We start from the raw sequence: 15917 nt of genomic DNA, 5'->3' as shown, positions 1-15917 counted from the left end.
TGCCGAAGATCGCCGCGCACCGCCGCCGCCGCCACCACCGCTTCGCGGCGGTCCCCCTCCCCGTGCCGGGGAGGATTTTACTTCTTCTCGGGCACCACCTGCATCGACCAGTCCTTGGCGGGGACCAGATATTTCGCGGCCAGCGCCTGCAACTCGGCCGGCGTCGTATTGCGAATATCGTTGATGATGCCGGGGATCGCCGCCAGCCGAGCGGGATCGCGCGTGCCGCCCTGCGTCTGGTTCATCCAGAACATGTTGCCGCTCGACATGCGCGCGACCATCTGGATCACCGGCAGCTTGGCGCGGTCGAGTTCGTCCTCGGGCACCGGCGTCTTGACCAGATCGGCGGCCAGTTCGCGCGCCAAGTCGAAGAAGAAGCCGGTCTTGTCCGGCGGCACCATGCCGATCGCCATGATCCGCCCGCCACCGGGAAGACCCACCGGCCAGCCATTGTCAACGTTCGGCGAATAGCTGACCCCGGCCTGGCTGCGCAGGCGATCGAGCAGCCGGTCGCGGAACACAGCGGCCAGCACCTCCAGCTTGCGGCTCTCGGTCAGCCCCGCGCTGCCGGCAGCCGTCGGCCACGCGATGGCGGCGGCGGCCTGATTGGGCTGGCCGCTATGGGTCCGGGTGACCGGGGTCGCGACATGCGCCGGGAAGCGTACCGGCGGCGGCGGGGTCGTAGCGGCGGGACGCGGGGTCATCGCGCCGATGGTCGCGGCGACGGCATCGATCGCCGGCTGCTGCTGCACATCGCCGAACACCTGCACCTCGATCGGGCCGGAGGCCAGCAGCGGCGCCCACAGCGCCTTGAACGCCGCCGGGGTCAGTGCCGCGATCTCCTTGCGATCGGGCGTGCCCCAGCGCGGGTCGTTGTCATGCAGCAACGCGTCCAGATCGCGCGACATGACGCCATCGGGCGAGGCACCCAGCGCATCATAGCTCGCCAGCATCACCGCACGCGCACGGGCCACGGGTGCCGGGTCCCATGCCGGCGATTGCAGCTTGGCCGCGATCAGCTTCAGCTGGTCGGACAGGTCGGCGGCGGTGGTGATGCCCGACAGGGAGAAGGCGTCGTCGTCGATCCCGAACGACAACCCGATCTGCCGTCCGCCGGTCAGCCGGTCCAGCTCCTCCTGCCCCAGCACGCCCTTGGGCGTCTGGATACCCGAGGCGACCAGCGCGAGATCGGCGGCAAAGGCCGGGGTGCGGCGATCGGCGGGCAGCGCGTTCAGCCCCCGGCCGAAGCGGACGCGGACATAGACCTTGCCCGTCTCCGATTCATTGGGGAACAGCAGCAGCGACGACCCGTTGGCGAAGTCGACCCGCTCGACCGGCGGATCGGTGAGCGCCATGCTGCGGGCGGTGATCGCGCCGGGTTTGCCGAGCGGGGCCAGCCGATCGAAACCGATCGCCCCCTGCCCGCTACGCCGGCTCGCGCTGCCGGCGATCTTTTCGGACAGGGCGGCAGTCAGCTTGGCCTGTGCGGTCGGATCGGGGGTGCGGGTGTTGACGATGGCGCGGGTGGCGGTTCCGTCGAAGACCTTCTTCGTTGCCGCCTGCACGCGGGCGGGCGTGAAGAACTTCTTCGTCACCGCCCCTTCGAAAATCCGCAGCGAGGTTTCGGGACCGGCGACGGTTTCGCGGATATCGGTCGCGGAAATCAGATTGTCGGCGAGCAGCGCGCCTGCCGTCACCGGGGCGGTGCGGACCTCGTTTTCCATGCCGGCGCGGATTTCGGCGACTTCGCGGTCGATCTCGGCCTGGGTCGGGGCGGTTCGCATCGCATCGGCGATCGACTGGCGCACGTCGCGCAGCGCCGCTGCCCAGTCGTCGCCCAGCGGCAGGACGGAAAGCTGGGTGATGTTCGCCGAACGCGACACGTCGTCGAGGTTCGCACCGGCCGAGATATAGCTGCCCCCGGCGCGCGCGCGGCTTTCCAGCCGGCGGTTCAGGATGCGTAGCGCGATCTGGTCGACCATCCGTTCCTGATTGAAGATGATGGTGTCGTCGCCGACGGTCCACGGCCGCAGCACCGCCATCTGGACCAGCGTCGGCATGGTCGGTTCGCTGACGACGGCCGCGACCGGCTCGTTCGCCTTTGGCGATCCGAACTTCGGCTCGGCGGGCGACGGGCCATTGCCCTGCCAGCCGGCGAAATGCTTCTTCACCATCGCTTCGAGGATGGCGGGATCGGCGTCGCCGGCGATCACGATGATCGCACGGTCGGGGCGATACCAGCGGTCGTGGAACGCCTTCACGCTCGCCGCCGTCGCTGCCTGCAACGTGTCGACATTGCCGATCGGCGACCGATCGGCGAGCGGCTGTCCGGCAAAGAACAACGCGCGCACCGCATCGCCGAAGCGGACCTGGGGCCCTGGCTGTTCGCGCTGTTCGGACAGGACGACCGGGCGTTCGGCGTCCAAGGCGCCTTGCGTTAGCGTCGGTTCGGCCATCATCCCCGACAGGATCTTCATGCTCTCATCCAGCCCGGTCGGCGTCGCGGAAGGCAGGTCGAGCTTGTAGACCGTCTGGGTAAAGCTGGTCGACGCGTTGCTGTCCGAACCGAAGGTAACGCCCAGGCGCTGCCACACCCGCTTCGATTCGCCATCGGGGACATGGACCGACCCGCGAAAGGTCAGATGCTCGATCAGGTGGGCAAAGCCGCGCTCACTGTCGGTTTCCATCAGCGATCCGGTGCCGATCGCGACGCGGATCGCGACCTGCCCCGGCGGCACGCCATTCTTGCGCACCGCATATTTGAGCCCGTTGGACAGCACGCCGTACGTCCAGCTGCGGTCGGGCGGAATGTCGCTGCCCTTGAACAGCCACGGCGTATCCGGCCCCTGCGCCACTGGTTCCAGCGGCGGGAGCTGGCGCGCCGGGGCCAGCGATGCGGGCGCGGGCGATGCGGGCGGGGTCTGCGCGGCAAGCGGCGCGGCGATCAGGGCGAGGGCGGAGAACGCGCCCATGGCCGGTCGGAACAGGGATGCCATGGCCGAAGGTGTAGCGTCGTTGCAACGCCCCGACCAGTATCGACAGCGCGCCGCAAATATAAAGGTTGAACGCGGCCGTCGTTCAGCCCCGGCTCAGCTTCGGCTCAACGCTCCTCGCGCCGCAGGTACAGATAGGATTCGTCGAATTCGGCCAGCGCCTTTAGGCCCGGCATATCGTGGATCGTCACCCGCCGCCCGCGCAGGTCCATCAGCCCGCGCTCGCGCAGGTCGCGCAGCGTGCGGTTGACATGGACCGGGGTCAGCCCGGTGCAATCCGACAAGTCGGCCTGGGTCAACGGCAGCGCGAAGCCGCTGTCGTCGGCCTCGCCGATCAGGCCGAGGCGGACGCGCAGTTCGCAGATCAGATGGGCGATCCGCTGGATCGCGGTACGCCTGCCCAGCGACAATTCCCATTCGCGGTGGATCGCGGCGTCGAGCGCGGTGAGGAACCAGTAGACCCGCGCCAGATGCGGCTGCTGTTCGGTAATTTCGGTCAGCTTCGTGTGGGGGACCAGCACGACGCGACACGGCGTCAACGTCATCACATTATGATCGAGCTGTTTCAGCGAAAAGCTGTGCAGGTCGAGGAAATCGCCCGCGACGTGCAGTTCGGTGATCTGCCGCTCGCCGCCCGGCAGGTCCTTGTACCGGCACATCAATCCTTCGAGCAGCAGCGTGCTGTTATGCAGCCGCTCCCCGGCGCGGATACAGGTGTCGTGCGCCGGCAGCACGCGCACCTCGCCCAGCGACGCCCGGATGACCTGCTCTTCCTCCGCCGAAATCGTGTCGCGCGCGCGCAATTTCGCCAGATGCGTCTCGATCACCGGTGATAGCCCCTCTTGCCAGATCGTTACGGTGGTAGCGTAGCGCCGCCGCAGAGGCAACGCGGCCTGCCCCAACGGGAACGCAGCGTTTCCGCCGGCACCCTTGATCCCCCGTGCGCATGCCGCCACATGGGCGACATGTTGATCGAAACCGAATCCACGCCCAACCCGGCGACGCTGAAATTCCTGCCCGGACAGGTCGTGATGGACGCGGGCACCCGCGACTTCGCATCGCCCGAGGAAGCCGAAGCCTCGCCGCTCGCCACGCAACTGTTCGCGCTGGGCGATGTGGTCGGCGTCTTCTTCGGCCGCGACTTCGTGTCGGTGACCAAGGCACCGGGCAGCGAATGGGCCGACCTGAAGCCCGACGTGCTGGCGCTGTTGCTGGACCATTTCGGCGGGCGGATGCCGCTGTTCCATGCGGCGGGCACTGCCGGCTTCTCGGTCCCGGCCGAGAATACGAGCTTCGTCGACAATCCCGAAGACGCCGATATCGTCGAGCAGATCAAGGAACTGATCGAGACGCGCGTGCGCCCGGCGGTGGCGAACGACGGCGGCGATATCGTCTATCGCGGGTTCGACCAGGGCAAGGTGTACCTGCAGCTGCAGGGCGCGTGCTCGGGCTGTCCGTCGTCCAGCGCGACGCTGAAGAACGGTATCGAGCAGCTGCTCAAATATTATGTCCCCGAAGTCACGGAGGTTCGTGCAGTCTGATGGCCAAGCTTGACGACCAGGCGCTGGATACGCTGTTTCGCACCGCGCGCACCTTCAACGGCTATACCGACCAGCCGGTCGACGATGCCACGCTGCACGCGATCTGGGATTTGCTGAAATGGGGGCCGACCAGCGCCAACCAGCTGCCCGCGCGCATCGTGTGGTGCACCTCGACGGAGGCCAAGGAAAAGCTGGCTGCCTGTGCCAGCGGGACCAACCCCGACAAGATTCGCGCCGCGCCGGTGACCGCAGTCATCGGCATGGACACTGAATTCCACGAACACCTGCCCGAACTGTTCCCGCACACCGACGCGAAATCATGGTTCGACGGCAATGCCGATCTGCGCCAGGCATCGGCGTTCCGCAATTCGTCGTTGCAGGGTGCGTATCTGATCCTCGCCGCGCGCGCGCTGGGCCTCGATACCGGGCCGATGTCGGGCTTCGATGCCGGGGCGGTGGACAAGGCATTCTTTGCCGACACGCCGTCGGTCCACACCAACTTCATCACGACGCTGGGCTATGGCGATCGGACAAGCCTGCACCCGCGCTCGCCCCGGCCCGATTTCGCCAAGTTCAACCGTATCGCCTGACCCGCCCGTGCGGACGCTGGTCATTGAAACCGCCACCGCCGCCTGCTCGGTCGCGCTGATCGAGAACGGCGTGGTGATCGCGCGCGACCATATGGTCGTCGGGCGCGGCCATGCCGAACGGCTGGTGCCGATGATCGCCGCGCTCCCCGACCAGGGCCGCGCCGATGCAATCCTGGTCGATTGCGGGCCGGGCAGCTTTACCGGCGTCCGCGTCGGGCTGGCCGCCGCACGCGGTCTCGGTATCGGCTGGGGTGTACCGGTCCATGGCTATTCCTCGCTGGCGCTGATTGCCGCCGCCGCGCTGGCCGAACAGTCCGGCGACGCGATCGTCGCGGTGCTCGACGGCGGCCATGGTGAAGTCTTCCAGCAGGGGTTCGACGGCGCGCTGATCGCCGATGGCCCGGCGGTGTCGCGCAAGCCCGCGGATGCGGTCGCGACGCTGGCCGGACGGCGGGTCGTCGGACAGGGGCTGGCACGGCTGAGGACCGTGGACGAGACGCTGCCCGCCTGCGACCGCCTGCCAGATGCCGCCGACGCCGTGCTGCTGCCGACCGCGCAGGCCAGTCTGCCCCCCGCCCCGCTCTATGGCCGTGCGCCCGATGCGGTGCCGAGCGTACGCGCATGACCGACACCCGCGTCGAGATCGCCCTGGCCGACGGCACCGCCGCCGATGTCGGCGCGGTCGACCGGGTGATGCGGGCGGCGTTCGATCCGCGGTTCGGGGAAGCGTGGACGCCCGCCCAGTGCCTGGGGATGCTGTCGCTGCCCGGCGTGTGGCTGACGCTGGCGCGGTGCGGCGATGCGCTGGTCGGCTTTGCGCTGACCCGCGCGGTTGCCGACGATGCCGAACTGCTGCTGATCGCGGTCCTGCCTGACCAGCGCGGTCGCGGGGTCGGGCGAGCCCTGCTGCGCCGCGCGATCGACGATGCCGCCACGCGCGGCGCGGCGCAGCTGTGCCTCGAAATGCGGGCGGGCAACGATGCCACCCGCCTTTATGTCAGCGAAGGCTTCGCCAAACGTGGCGAGCGGCGCGCGTACTATGCCGGGCGCAGCGGCGAACGCTTTGATGCGCACACTTACGTACGGCCCATCCCACTCCAATAAAGAAAAGATGTTGCTTATATTGTTGCGGTGACCGCCGAGGCAGACGATAGCGACCATCGTCATTGGTAGCGGCGGCGTAACGAGGAATATTATGGAACTGGACGCGGAGCGTGACGGCACGCTGATCGCCTTGACCGCGGATATCGTCGCGGCACATGTCGGCAACAACACGATCGAACTGGCGGAAATCCCGACGCTGATCCGCAGCGTCCATGGCGCGCTGGCAGGGCTGGCCAGCACGGCCGAGGCGCCCGCGCCGCGTGCCGAACCGGCCGTATCGGTTCGCGCCTCGATCAAGCCGGACTATATCGTCTGTCTGGAGGATGGGCGGAAGCTGAAGATGCTGAAACGGCATCTGATGACCCATTACAACCTGACGCCAGAGCAGTATCGCGCCAAGTGGAACCTGCCGGCCGATTATCCGATGGTCGCGCCCAACTATGCCGAACAGCGCCGGACGCTGGCCAAGCAGATCGGCCTGGGGACGCAGCGCCGTACGGCATGAGCCGGGCGGGGCGCGTTTACCGGCTTTCGCTGGCGCGCCCGGCACGCTAGAACGTCGGGGCATTTCACCAAGTCTGGACGTACAGGAATTCATGCCCCGCAAGATCGACCTCGAAGCGCTGTGTCACCAAAAGGGGCTGCGGATCACCGAACAGCGCCGCGTCATCGCGCGCGTCCTGTCCGAAGCCGACGACCATCCCGATGTCGAAAAAGTGTATGAGCGCGCGTCGACGATCGATCCGGGTATTTCGATCGCGACCGTCTATCGCACCGTGCGCCTGTTCGAAGAGGCCGGCATCCTCGACCGCCACGATTTCGGCGACGGTCGCGCCCGCTACGAACCCTCGCCCGAGGCGCATCACGATCACCTGATCGACGTCGAAAGCGGCCGGGTGATCGAATTCGTCGATCCCGAGCTGGAACTGCTCCAGAAACAAATTGCCGAACGCCTGGGCTTCCGCCTGGTCGACCACCGCATGGAACTCTACGGCGTCAGCCTCGACCGCAAGGATTGAGCGACATGACGCTGCCCGCGCGATGGCGATTGATCGCGCGCGCGGGCGGGATGCTGGCGGCGCTGCTCGCCTATCTGGTCTTGCATGGCAGCTGGCGGCTCATCGGGCGGCGATCGCCGTGGCCGCCGCGCTTCCTCGGCCGGATCGCACGGGTCGTGGGCGTTCGGACGACCGTCGTCGGATCACCGGTGCCCCGCGACGTCCTGTATCTCGCCAACCATCAGAGCTGGATCGACATCCTCGCCATCGCCGGGGCCAGCGGAAGCGCGTTCGTCGCCAAGGGCGAGCTGCGCGATGCGCCGCTGGTCGGATGGCTCTGTACGCTCAACCACACGCTGTTCGTCGATCGCGGCGACCGGCTGGGCGTCGCGCGGCAGATCGACACCCTGCGGCAGGCGCTGCTGGCCGATCATCCGGTGACCGTGTTCCCCGAAGGAACCACCTCCGCGCCGGGCGAGCTGCTGCCGTTCAAGGCCGCGCTGCTGGGCGCGATCGACCCGCCGCCGCCCGGATTGCGGGTGCAGCCGGTGTATCTGGATTATGGCGATGCGCATGAGGTCGCGTGGCTGGGCGACGAACCGGGCACGACCAACGCCGCGCGCGTGCTGGCACGTGCCGGCCGGATCGGGCTGACGATCCACTTCCTCGAACCGTTCGATCCGGCCGGCATGGGACGGAAAGCCGTGGCGAACCGGGCGCGGGATGCGATCGCGGCGGCGATGCGTCAGGGCAGCACGTAGGCGATTGGCAGTCCATCCCGGTCGGTCGCGGGATGAAATCGTAAAGATCGAAGACGATCGCAGATTGCGTCGGCACTGACGGCCGACGGTACCTGGCCATTTACCGTGCAAGTGCCAACGCGCCCATCGGCGTTCACGATGAAGCGGACGCGGTGCGGCGGTGCTACGGATAGCGTCGACCGCAGCGCCTGCTCCGCTACCTCGCTCGATGGTAGAGCCCGTGGCGGGGTAACGTCACGATCGCCGCGCCACGCGATGCGGGGAGGTATCGACGCGCTGGAAAGCGGCACGTCGAACAGCTCCACATCTTCCATGCATTTGCAGACGTAATGATAGCGCCAGTCGAACGTCAGCGCGTAGACAAGCCAATTGACCAGCAGGGCAAGGGACAAGCCTGCCACCCGGCGCAATGCCCCCGATGCCGCGAATGAAGACCATGTGTCAGCCATCGGCACAAAGTGTGTCATGCCGACCTCACGCTGCCAACCCTACTCGCTGAATTCCCCCACCGTCGTCCGCCGTCCGAGCAGGAACGCATCGTTGACATGGACGAACGGCGACAGGTCGACGTCGCTCTGCCGGTCGCGCAGGCATTCGGCGAAGCGGCGATAGAGCCGGGCATATTCGGGTTCGTCACCGACATCGACCGCGACCCCATTCACCGCCATCTGCGACGCGCCCATCGACAGCTTCAGGTCGCCGTCATCGGTTTCGACATCGATGTCCCAGGTCTGCGGCCCGGTCTGGTCGAAGTCGAATTCGACGCGCACTGGCACCCCGGCCGTATCGGTGAAGTCGAGATCGGCGGCGATCGGTGCGTCGCGGTTCGACGGAAAGCGCAGCTCGGCCGCGTCCAGCAGCAGCGGGCGCGGCAGGACGCGGGTGATGACCGACAGCGCGTTGATGCCGGGATCGAACACGCCGATGCCCGGTTCCCAGATCCAGTCCTGCCCCGGATGCCAGACGCGGACGTCTTCCTTCCAGTTGACCGCGACGCGGCGGATGTTGCGCTGGGTCAGCCATTGGCGCGCCGGCTCGACCGCCGCGGCCTCCCGCGAATGCCACGTCGCGAACAGCACCCGGCGGGCGCGCTCGGCAGCGCGCGCGAACGCCTGCGCTTCGGACAGGGTAGCCGCCGGCGGCTTCTCGATCATCACGTCGAGGCCGTGGTCGAGTGCCTGCTGGATCAGCGGCAGCCGACCGCGCGGCGGGGTGCAGATCGAAATCGCCTGCACGTCCGGCATCGCCGCCATCATCTCGTCGATCGTCTTGAAGCCCGGCACGCCGTCGGGCGGCGTGTGGCCGGTGACGGCGGCGACAAGCTCGAAATCCGGGCTGGCGGCGATGTGCGGGATATGCTGGTCACGCGCGATCTTGCCGATGCCGGCAAGCGCGATGCGGGTCGGGGAAGCCAACGTCATTCTCTCCTGACGATTATTTGTCCGACTTATCAAGCCGGCCCCGCCCCCGCAAGCGCCGCGTCAGATTCCGTCGGCAACAACCTCGCGCCCGGTGGCGTGGAGCTGTGCGGTCAGGTCGGCAAGGCAGGCGTCGACCAGCGCCGGATCGGTCGCGCGGACGACGAAATTGGCGCCGGTGCGCCCTTCGCGGAAGAACGGGTAGCTACCGATCGCCACCCCGTCATGCGCGCGTTCGACATCGCGCAGCAGCCCCGCGACCTCGCTCTCGCCGACCCAGCAGCCGATCGTACCGGAGACGACCGGCAACCCGCCCTCCAGCGTGCCGGTCAGGCTGTCGAGCATCGCCGCCGCGATATGCGGCACGCCGGCCATGATGAACACGTTCCCGATATGGATGCCCGGCGCCCCCGACATGCGGTTTTCGATCAGCTCGCCACCGTCGGGCACCCGCGCCATGCGCAGCCGCGCGTCGGTCAGCCCGCCGCGCGTCGTGTAATAGTCCTCGAGGATCTGCCGCGCGCGCGGATGGACGACGACCGGCACGCCCAGCGCTGCCGCGATCGAATCGACGGTGATATCGTCATGGGTCGGCCCGATACCGCCGGTGGTGAACAGATAGTCGTTGCGCGCACGCAGGATATTCACTGCCTCGACGATCGCGTCCTCGCTGTCCGCCACGACGCGCACTTCAGCCAAGCGGATGCCCTGGACGTTCAGCCACGTCGCAAGCTGCGCGATATTCCTGTCCTGCGTCCGGCCGGAGAGGATTTCATCCCCGATGACGAGCAGGGCAGCGGTCCAGATGCGATCGGTCATGCCTTCGCATAGCGCGGGCACGCGCCCTCGCCTAGCGCCCGATCCTTGCCTATATGGGCGACATGACCGACTATCAGACCGTCACCGCCGATATGCCGCTCGCCCGTACCGGCGCGATCAAGCTGCACGATGCCGCCGGGTTCGAAGGGATGCGCCGTGCCGGCCGCCTTGCCGCGCATATCCTCGACGCGATTACGCCGCATGTCGTGCCCGGCGTCACCACCGCCGAACTCGACACGATCATCTATCGCCTGATGCGCGAGGGCGGCGCGGTGCCGGCGACGCTTGGCTATCGCGGCTATGCCCATTCGACCTGCATCTCGATCAATCATGTCGTGTGCCACGGCATTCCGTCCGACCGGACGCTGAAGGACGGCGATATCGCCAATATCGACGTGACCCCGCTGCTGGATGGCTGGCACGGCGACAGCAGCCGCACCTATCTGGTCGGTAATGTCCCGATCAAGGCGCGCAAGCTGGTCGACGTGACGTATGAATGCCTGATGCTCGGCATCGAGCAGGCGAAGCCCGGCAACCGGATGGGCGACGTGGCGCACGCGATCCAGCGCCATGCCGAGGCACATCGCTACGGCGTGGTCCGCGATTTCTGCGGTCATGGCCTGGGCCAGCTGTTCCACGATGCGCCCGAAGTGATCCATGCCGGGCGGCCGGGCACCGGGCCGGAACTGCGCCCCGGCATGTTCTTCACCATCGAACCGATGATCAATATCGGTCGGCCCGACGTAAAGATGCTCGACGATGGCTGGACGGCGGTAACGCGCGACCGGTCGCTGTCGGCGCAGTTCGAACATTCGATCGGGATCACCGAGGACGGCTGCGAGATTTTCACGCTGAGCCCCAAGGGGTTCACCAAGCCGCCGTACTTGTAAGCGCCTCCCCGTGCCGGGGAGGAACACACTGCCCAAAAAACCGGCACCCTGCCCCTTCCGCGGGCAATATCGACACCCCCAACTAAATCCCCGATGATCCCGCCACAGGCGAATCGCCAATTGGCACGGTAATTGTTTAACAGGATGCAAACGGCCCGTCCGGGTCGTCACGTCCGAGGGGATCGGCAGGGCGCATGAAGAAGATCGAAGCCATCATCAAGCCGTTCAAGCTGGATGAGGTCAAGGAAGCGCTGCACGAAGTCGGCGTGAGCGGCATCACCGTGACCGAAGCCAAGGGCTTCGGCCGGCAGAAGGGCCATACCGAACTGTATCGCGGCGCGGAATATGTCGTCGACTTCCTGCCGAAGGTGAAGCTGGAAGTGGTGGTCGAGGATGGCCTTGCCGAACGCGTCGTGGAAGCGATCGCGGCGGCGGCGCAGACCGGCCGCATCGGTGACGGAAAGATTTTCGTCATTCCGGTCGAGACCGCCTTGCGCATCCGCACGGGTGAGCGCAACGACGACGCGATCTGACGCAGCGCAGCATTATTTCGAATCACGGGGCGTTCCGGGGCGATTGATTGCGCCGGATCGCGGGGTTTAATCCAGAAAGGGCAGTTTCCGATGGCTACTACCGCCAGCACCATCCTGAAGCGGATCAAGGAAGAAGAGATCGAGTGGATCGACCTGCGCTTCACCGATCCCAAGGGCAAGTGGCAGCACCTGACCATGGTCGCGTCGATCCTGACCGATGACGAGCTGACCGACGGCCTGATGTTCGACGGTTCGTCGATCGAAGGCTGGAAGGCGATCAACGAGTCGGACATGGTGCTGAAGCCCGATCTGGACGCGGTGTACACCGATCCGTTCTCGGCCACTCCGATGCTCGTCATCTTCTGCGACGTCGTGGAACCGTCGACCGGCGAACTCTATGCCCGCGACCCGCGTTCGACCGCGAAGCGCGCCGAGGCGTATCTGAAGACCACTGGCATCGGCGACACCGTGTATGTCGGCCCGGAAGCCGAATTCTTCATGTTCGACGACGTGCGGTTCGAAAACAGCTATTCGACCAGCTACTACAAGATCGACGACATCGAACTGCCGGGCAATTCGGGCCGCGAATATGAGGCCGGTAACATGGGCCACCGCCCGCGTGCCAAGGGCGGCTATTTCCCCGTCGCACCGGTCGACAGCGCCGTCGACATCCGTGGCGAAATGGTCACCACGATGCTCGAAATGGGCCTGCCCTGCGACAAGCATCACCATGAAGTCGCCGCCGCGCAGCACGAGCTGGGCCTGACGTTCGGCACGCTGACCACGACCGCCGATCGCATGCAGATCTACAAGTATGTCGTGCACCAAGTCGCGCATGCGTACGGCAAGACCGCGACGTTCATGCCGAAGCCGATCAAGGAAGATAACGGCTCGGGCATGCACACCCACTTCTCGATCTGGAACGGCGGCAACCCACTGTTCGCCGGCGATGGCTATGCCGGCCTGTCGGACATGTGCCTGTATTTCATCGGCGGCATCATCAAGCATGCCAAGTCGGTGAACGCCTTCACCAACCCGACGACCAATAGCTACAAGCGGCTGGTTCCGGGGTATGAAGCGCCGGTGCTGCTCGCCTATTCGGCGCGCAACCGCTCGGCATCGTGCCGCATCCCGTACGGCACGGGTCCGAAGTCGAAGCGCGTCGAAGTCCGCTTCCCCGACGCGATGGCCAACCCCTATCTCGCCTATGCGGCGCTGATGATGGCCGGCCTCGACGGCATCCAGAACAAGATCCATCCGGGCGAAGCGATGGACAAGAACCTGTACGACCTGCCGCCGGCAGAACTCGCGCAGGTCCCGACCGTGTGCGGTTCGCTCCGCGAAGCGCTCGACTGCCTCGAAGCCGATCACGATTACCTGCTGAAGGGCGACGTGTTCTCGAAGGACCAGATCGAGGCCTATGTCGAGATCAAGCGTGGCGAAGTGGCGCGGTGGGAAATGACCCCCAGCCCGGTCGAGTATGATATGTACTACAGCGCCTGAGGTTGCCGTGCCGGCAACCGGTGGCACGCCCGCGTGCCACAGGCGCTGTCGGCCGGCCTCGCCAAACCGGCGAGGACCGACGACGTGGCTTTGCCACGTCGCGCTTGAGTTGAGAGAAAGGGCGTCGGGCACATGCTCCGGCGCCTTTTCCTTTGTCGAACAGTCCGCCGTCCCGTTTCCTACCGGCCGGAGAAGAAGCGGGACCCCGGATCAAGTCCGGGGTGACGGTGCGAGCGCAGATAACCCACCCTTCCCGCACCCCCGCCACACAAACGTCACATCCCCATGGTCAACGCACCCGACCACCCGCCACAGGAATCGCCGCCCATGACCGTCCGCCTCGACCGCCGCACGCTGCTCGGCGGGTTCGCCATTGGTGCCGCCAGCCTTTCGGTCGCCCCGGCCGAGGCACGCGCGACCAGGGGCTGCACCTTCGCCGTGCTGGGCGACTGGGGCCGCGACACACCCGAACAGCATCATGTCGCCGCAGCGATGGGCCGCGCGGCGGCGGAGGCGGGCAGCGATTTCGTGCTGGCGATCGGCGACAATTTCTACAGCGACGGCGTGACCTCCACCGACGACCCGCTATGGCAGTCGGTGTTCGAGGGCGTGTACACCCACCCCGCGTTGCAGGTGCCGTGGTACGCGCTGCTCGGCAACCACGACTATCGTGGCAATCCGCAGGCGCAGCTCGACTATAGCGCGCGCAGCAAGCGCTGGCGGATGCCGGCGCGCTATTATCAGGTCGCCGATGCCTCGCTGGCACGGGCGGATACCGAGCTGTTCGCGATCGACACCTCGCCCTTCGTCGAGCGGTATCGCGAAAATGACGGCATGATCGGCAGCAACACCCGGTCGCAGGACACGAAACAGCAATTGGCCTGGCTCGATCATGCCCTGTCGCAGTCGCGCGCCAAGTGGAAGCTGGTCACCGGCCACCACCCGATCCGCTCGGGCGGCAGCGGCCATGGCGACCAGCCGGAAATCATCGCGCAGGTCCTGCCGATCCTGAACCGGCATGGCGTGCAGGCCTATATCGCGGGCCACGACCATGACCTGCAGCATATCCGCCGCGATCGCATCGACATGATCCAGTGCGGCGGGGGCATGGAGGCGCGGCCGGTCAAGCCGGTCGAGGGCACCCGCTTCTGCCGCGCTGCCGCCGGGTTCGGCATGGTCAGGATCGCCGGCGACCTGTTGTCGTTCGACCTGCGCGACGAGCGCGGGGCCAGCCTCTACAACGCGTCGGTGCCGGTGCGCGTCACGGCATGACCGGCGGAATATAGGGCAGCGTAAACGCCAGCGCCCACAGCAGAAACAGCACCAGCGGCAGATGGACAATCAGCTGGAGGAAGCTGAACCCGACGATATCGCGCGCTTTCAGCCCAAGGATGCCGAGCAGCGGCAGCATCCAGAACGGGTTGATCAGGTTGGGCAGCGCTTCGGACGCATTGTAGATCTGCACCGCCCAGCCGAGATGGACGTGCAGGTCGTTCGCCGCCTGCATCACGTACGGCGCCTCCAACAGCCATTTGCCCCCGCCCGAGGGTATGAAGAAGCCGAGAATCGCCGAATAGACGCCCATGGTCAGCGGAAACGTCTCGGTGGTGTTCAGCGAGACGAAGGCGTGGGCGATGACGTCGGAAAGGGTCGATCCATCGGCGCTCTTCGCGGTAGTCATCATCGCGGCAATAGCGGCGTAGAAGGGGTATTGGATCAGGATGCCGGCGGTTGCGGGGACCGACCGGGCGAGCGCGTTCAGGAAGCGTTTGGGCCGCCAATGCAGCACCAGCCCCGCCATCAGGAACAGGAAGTTGTAGGTGTTGAGGTTGGAGATCGCGATCATCCACGGCTGCCGCGCAAACTCCTGCACCAGCCATCCCGTCGCCAGCAGTCCGATCAGCACGGTGAGCAACGGCGCATGTTCCAGCCACTCGCCGGGCTGGGTCCGGGGCGGCAGCGCGTCGTCCTCGCGCGCCGGATCGATCCCCATGTCCTGCGCCGTCACCGCGCTGTCGCGGCCGGGGGCCGATGCGATCGCGATCACCGTCGATACCACGATCAAGATCGCGGCGATCAGCATCGATTGCCACAGGAAGATGGTCTGGCTGAACGGAATGACGCCGGTGATCGGCAGCAGGCCCGGCGGCAGGCTGGCCGGGTTAGCCTGTAGCTGCGCCGAGGAGGAGGACAGCCCCATCGCCCAAGTCGCACCAAGGCCGAGATACGCCGCCGCCCCGCCCGCGCGGTAGTCCATCCGCAGTTCGGTGCGCCGCGCCAGCGCACGGGTCAGCAGCCCGCCGAAGATCAGGCTCAATCCCCAGCTCAAGAGCGACGACAGCATCGTCGCGACGGCGATCAGGCCGATCGCGCCGCGCCCGCTCTTGGGGATCAGCGCCAGCCGGTCGATCAGCCGCTGCATCGGTGCCGAGGTCGCGACGACGTATCCACCGATGGTCACGAACGCCATCTGCATGGTGAACGGGATCAGTGTCCAGAAACCGTCGCCAAAGCTCTTCGTCACCGCCATGACCGGCGCGCCGTTGGCCAGCACCGCCACCGCGACCACCACGACCGCCAGCGCCACGAATACGAAGGCATCGGGAAACCAGCGTTCGGCCCAGTCGGTAAAGCGCAGCGCGATCCGGGCGAGGCGTCCATCGGCGGCGGGGGCGGCAGCGGTCATCGGCGTCTCCGTCTGTTCGACGGACATACGAACGTGACGTCGCCGCGGTTTCCCGGCAGCAAATATTTGTTACGAACGCGG

Annotated in this window: 17 protein-coding genes; 11 read left to right on the top strand and 6 right to left on the bottom strand. The window is 66.6% G+C overall.

What is annotated here, in order from left to right:
* Positions 1-77 precede the first annotated feature (77 nt).
* Both ASE67_RS08830 and ASE67_RS08825 read right to left on the bottom strand, forming a co-directional pair.
* Entirely contained in the window at positions 78-2996 is a 2919-nt protein-coding gene (locus tag ASE67_RS08830) for a M16 family metallopeptidase (RefSeq protein ID WP_055759612.1), read from the bottom strand.
* Positions 2997-3100: 104 nt separating this feature from the next.
* Positions 3101-3820 (bottom strand): Crp/Fnr family transcriptional regulator, encoded by a 720-nt coding sequence (locus tag ASE67_RS08825; protein WP_082457036.1) that lies wholly within the window; start codon positions 3818-3820, stop codon positions 3101-3103.
* A 138-nt stretch (positions 3821-3958) separates the two neighbouring features.
* Here ASE67_RS08825 and ASE67_RS08820 point away from each other — a divergent pair, with 138 nt between their 5' ends.
* The 7 genes from ASE67_RS08820 (at position 3959) to ASE67_RS08790 (ending at position 7987) form a co-directional block, all read left to right on the top strand.
* Positions 3959-4534 carry a NifU family protein gene (locus ASE67_RS08820; RefSeq protein ID WP_055761487.1) on the top strand — a complete coding sequence of 192 codons (576 nt, stop codon included), beginning with the start codon at positions 3959-3961 and terminating at the stop codon, positions 4532-4534.
* Positions 4534-5124: a malonic semialdehyde reductase gene (locus ASE67_RS08815; RefSeq protein WP_443025555.1), complete on the top strand. Its 591-nt coding sequence runs from the start codon at positions 4534-4536 to the stop codon at positions 5122-5124. Before ASE67_RS08820 ends, ASE67_RS08815 begins: the two co-directional genes overlap by 1 nt.
* Before the next feature lie 7 nt (positions 5125-5131).
* A complete protein-coding gene (gene tsaB / locus ASE67_RS08810; RefSeq protein ID WP_055759609.1) occupies positions 5132-5749 on the top strand; it encodes a tRNA (adenosine(37)-N6)-threonylcarbamoyltransferase complex dimerization subunit type 1 TsaB in 618 nt (205 codons plus the stop codon).
* Positions 5746-6228: a ribosomal protein S18-alanine N-acetyltransferase gene (gene rimI, locus ASE67_RS08805; RefSeq protein WP_055759606.1), complete on the top strand. Its 483-nt coding sequence runs from the start codon at positions 5746-5748 to the stop codon at positions 6226-6228. The genes tsaB and rimI overlap by 4 nt, the downstream gene beginning before the upstream one ends.
* A 91-nt stretch (positions 6229-6319) precedes the next feature.
* On the top strand, positions 6320-6733 hold the full coding sequence (locus ASE67_RS08800) for a MucR family transcriptional regulator (protein ID WP_055759603.1): 414 nt from the start codon (positions 6320-6322) through the stop codon (positions 6731-6733).
* A gap of 91 nt (positions 6734-6824) precedes the next feature.
* Positions 6825-7247, top strand: coding sequence for a Fur family transcriptional regulator (locus ASE67_RS08795; RefSeq protein WP_055759600.1), 423 nt, complete (start codon positions 6825-6827; stop codon positions 7245-7247).
* A 5-nt stretch (positions 7248-7252) separates the two neighbouring features.
* Complete coding sequence (locus tag ASE67_RS08790; RefSeq protein WP_235511853.1) at positions 7253-7987, top strand: lysophospholipid acyltransferase family protein; 735 nt, start codon at positions 7253-7255, stop codon at positions 7985-7987.
* Here ASE67_RS08790 and ASE67_RS18165 read toward each other — a convergent pair.
* Genes ASE67_RS18165 through ASE67_RS08780 form a run of 3 tightly spaced genes read right to left on the bottom strand, consistent with a single transcriptional unit; the run spans position 7972 to position 10224 of the window.
* Positions 7972-8436 carry an energy transducer TonB gene (locus ASE67_RS18165; protein ID WP_156348563.1) on the bottom strand — a complete coding sequence of 155 codons (465 nt, stop codon included), beginning with the start codon at positions 8434-8436 and terminating at the stop codon, positions 7972-7974. The genes ASE67_RS08790 and ASE67_RS18165 overlap by 16 nt on opposite strands.
* A 39-nt stretch (positions 8437-8475) precedes the next feature.
* Positions 8476-9408 carry a Gfo/Idh/MocA family protein gene (locus ASE67_RS08785; RefSeq protein WP_055759597.1) on the bottom strand — a complete coding sequence of 311 codons (933 nt, stop codon included), beginning with the start codon at positions 9406-9408 and terminating at the stop codon, positions 8476-8478.
* Positions 9409-9468: 60 nt separating this feature from the next.
* A complete protein-coding gene (locus ASE67_RS08780) occupies positions 9469-10224 on the bottom strand; it encodes a competence/damage-inducible protein A (protein WP_055759595.1) in 756 nt (251 codons plus the stop codon).
* 62 nt (positions 10225-10286) lie between these two features.
* Between ASE67_RS08780 and map the strand changes: the two genes are divergently transcribed.
* The 4 genes from map to ASE67_RS08760 all read left to right on the top strand — a co-directional run bounded on the left by map (position 10287) and on the right by ASE67_RS08760 (position 14422).
* Complete coding sequence (gene map / locus ASE67_RS08775; protein WP_055761479.1) at positions 10287-11114, top strand: type I methionyl aminopeptidase; 828 nt, start codon at positions 10287-10289, stop codon at positions 11112-11114.
* Between the two features lie 194 nt (positions 11115-11308).
* Positions 11309-11647, top strand: a complete 339-nt coding sequence (locus ASE67_RS08770; protein ID WP_055759592.1) for a P-II family nitrogen regulator — start codon at positions 11309-11311, stop codon at positions 11645-11647.
* 90 nt (positions 11648-11737) lie between these two features.
* Entirely contained in the window at positions 11738-13150 is a 1413-nt protein-coding gene (glnA, locus tag ASE67_RS08765; protein WP_055759585.1) for a type I glutamate--ammonia ligase, read from the top strand.
* Between the two features lie 327 nt (positions 13151-13477).
* Positions 13478-14422 (top strand): metallophosphoesterase, encoded by a 945-nt coding sequence (locus tag ASE67_RS08760; RefSeq protein WP_162236340.1) that lies wholly within the window; start codon positions 13478-13480, stop codon positions 14420-14422.
* Here the strand turns inward: ASE67_RS08760 and ASE67_RS08755 are convergent.
* Entirely contained in the window at positions 14412-15836 is a 1425-nt protein-coding gene (locus ASE67_RS08755) for a short-chain fatty acid transporter (protein ID WP_055761476.1), read from the bottom strand. The two genes, ASE67_RS08760 and ASE67_RS08755, sit on opposite strands and share 11 nt — an antisense overlap.
* Between the last annotated feature and the right edge of the window lie 81 nt (positions 15837-15917).

The organism is Sphingomonas sp. Leaf23, assembly GCF_001421585.1.
Taxonomy (GTDB): Bacteria; Pseudomonadota; Alphaproteobacteria; order Sphingomonadales; family Sphingomonadaceae; genus Sphingomonas.
This window is presented reverse-complemented; position numbering and strand designations above follow the sequence as displayed.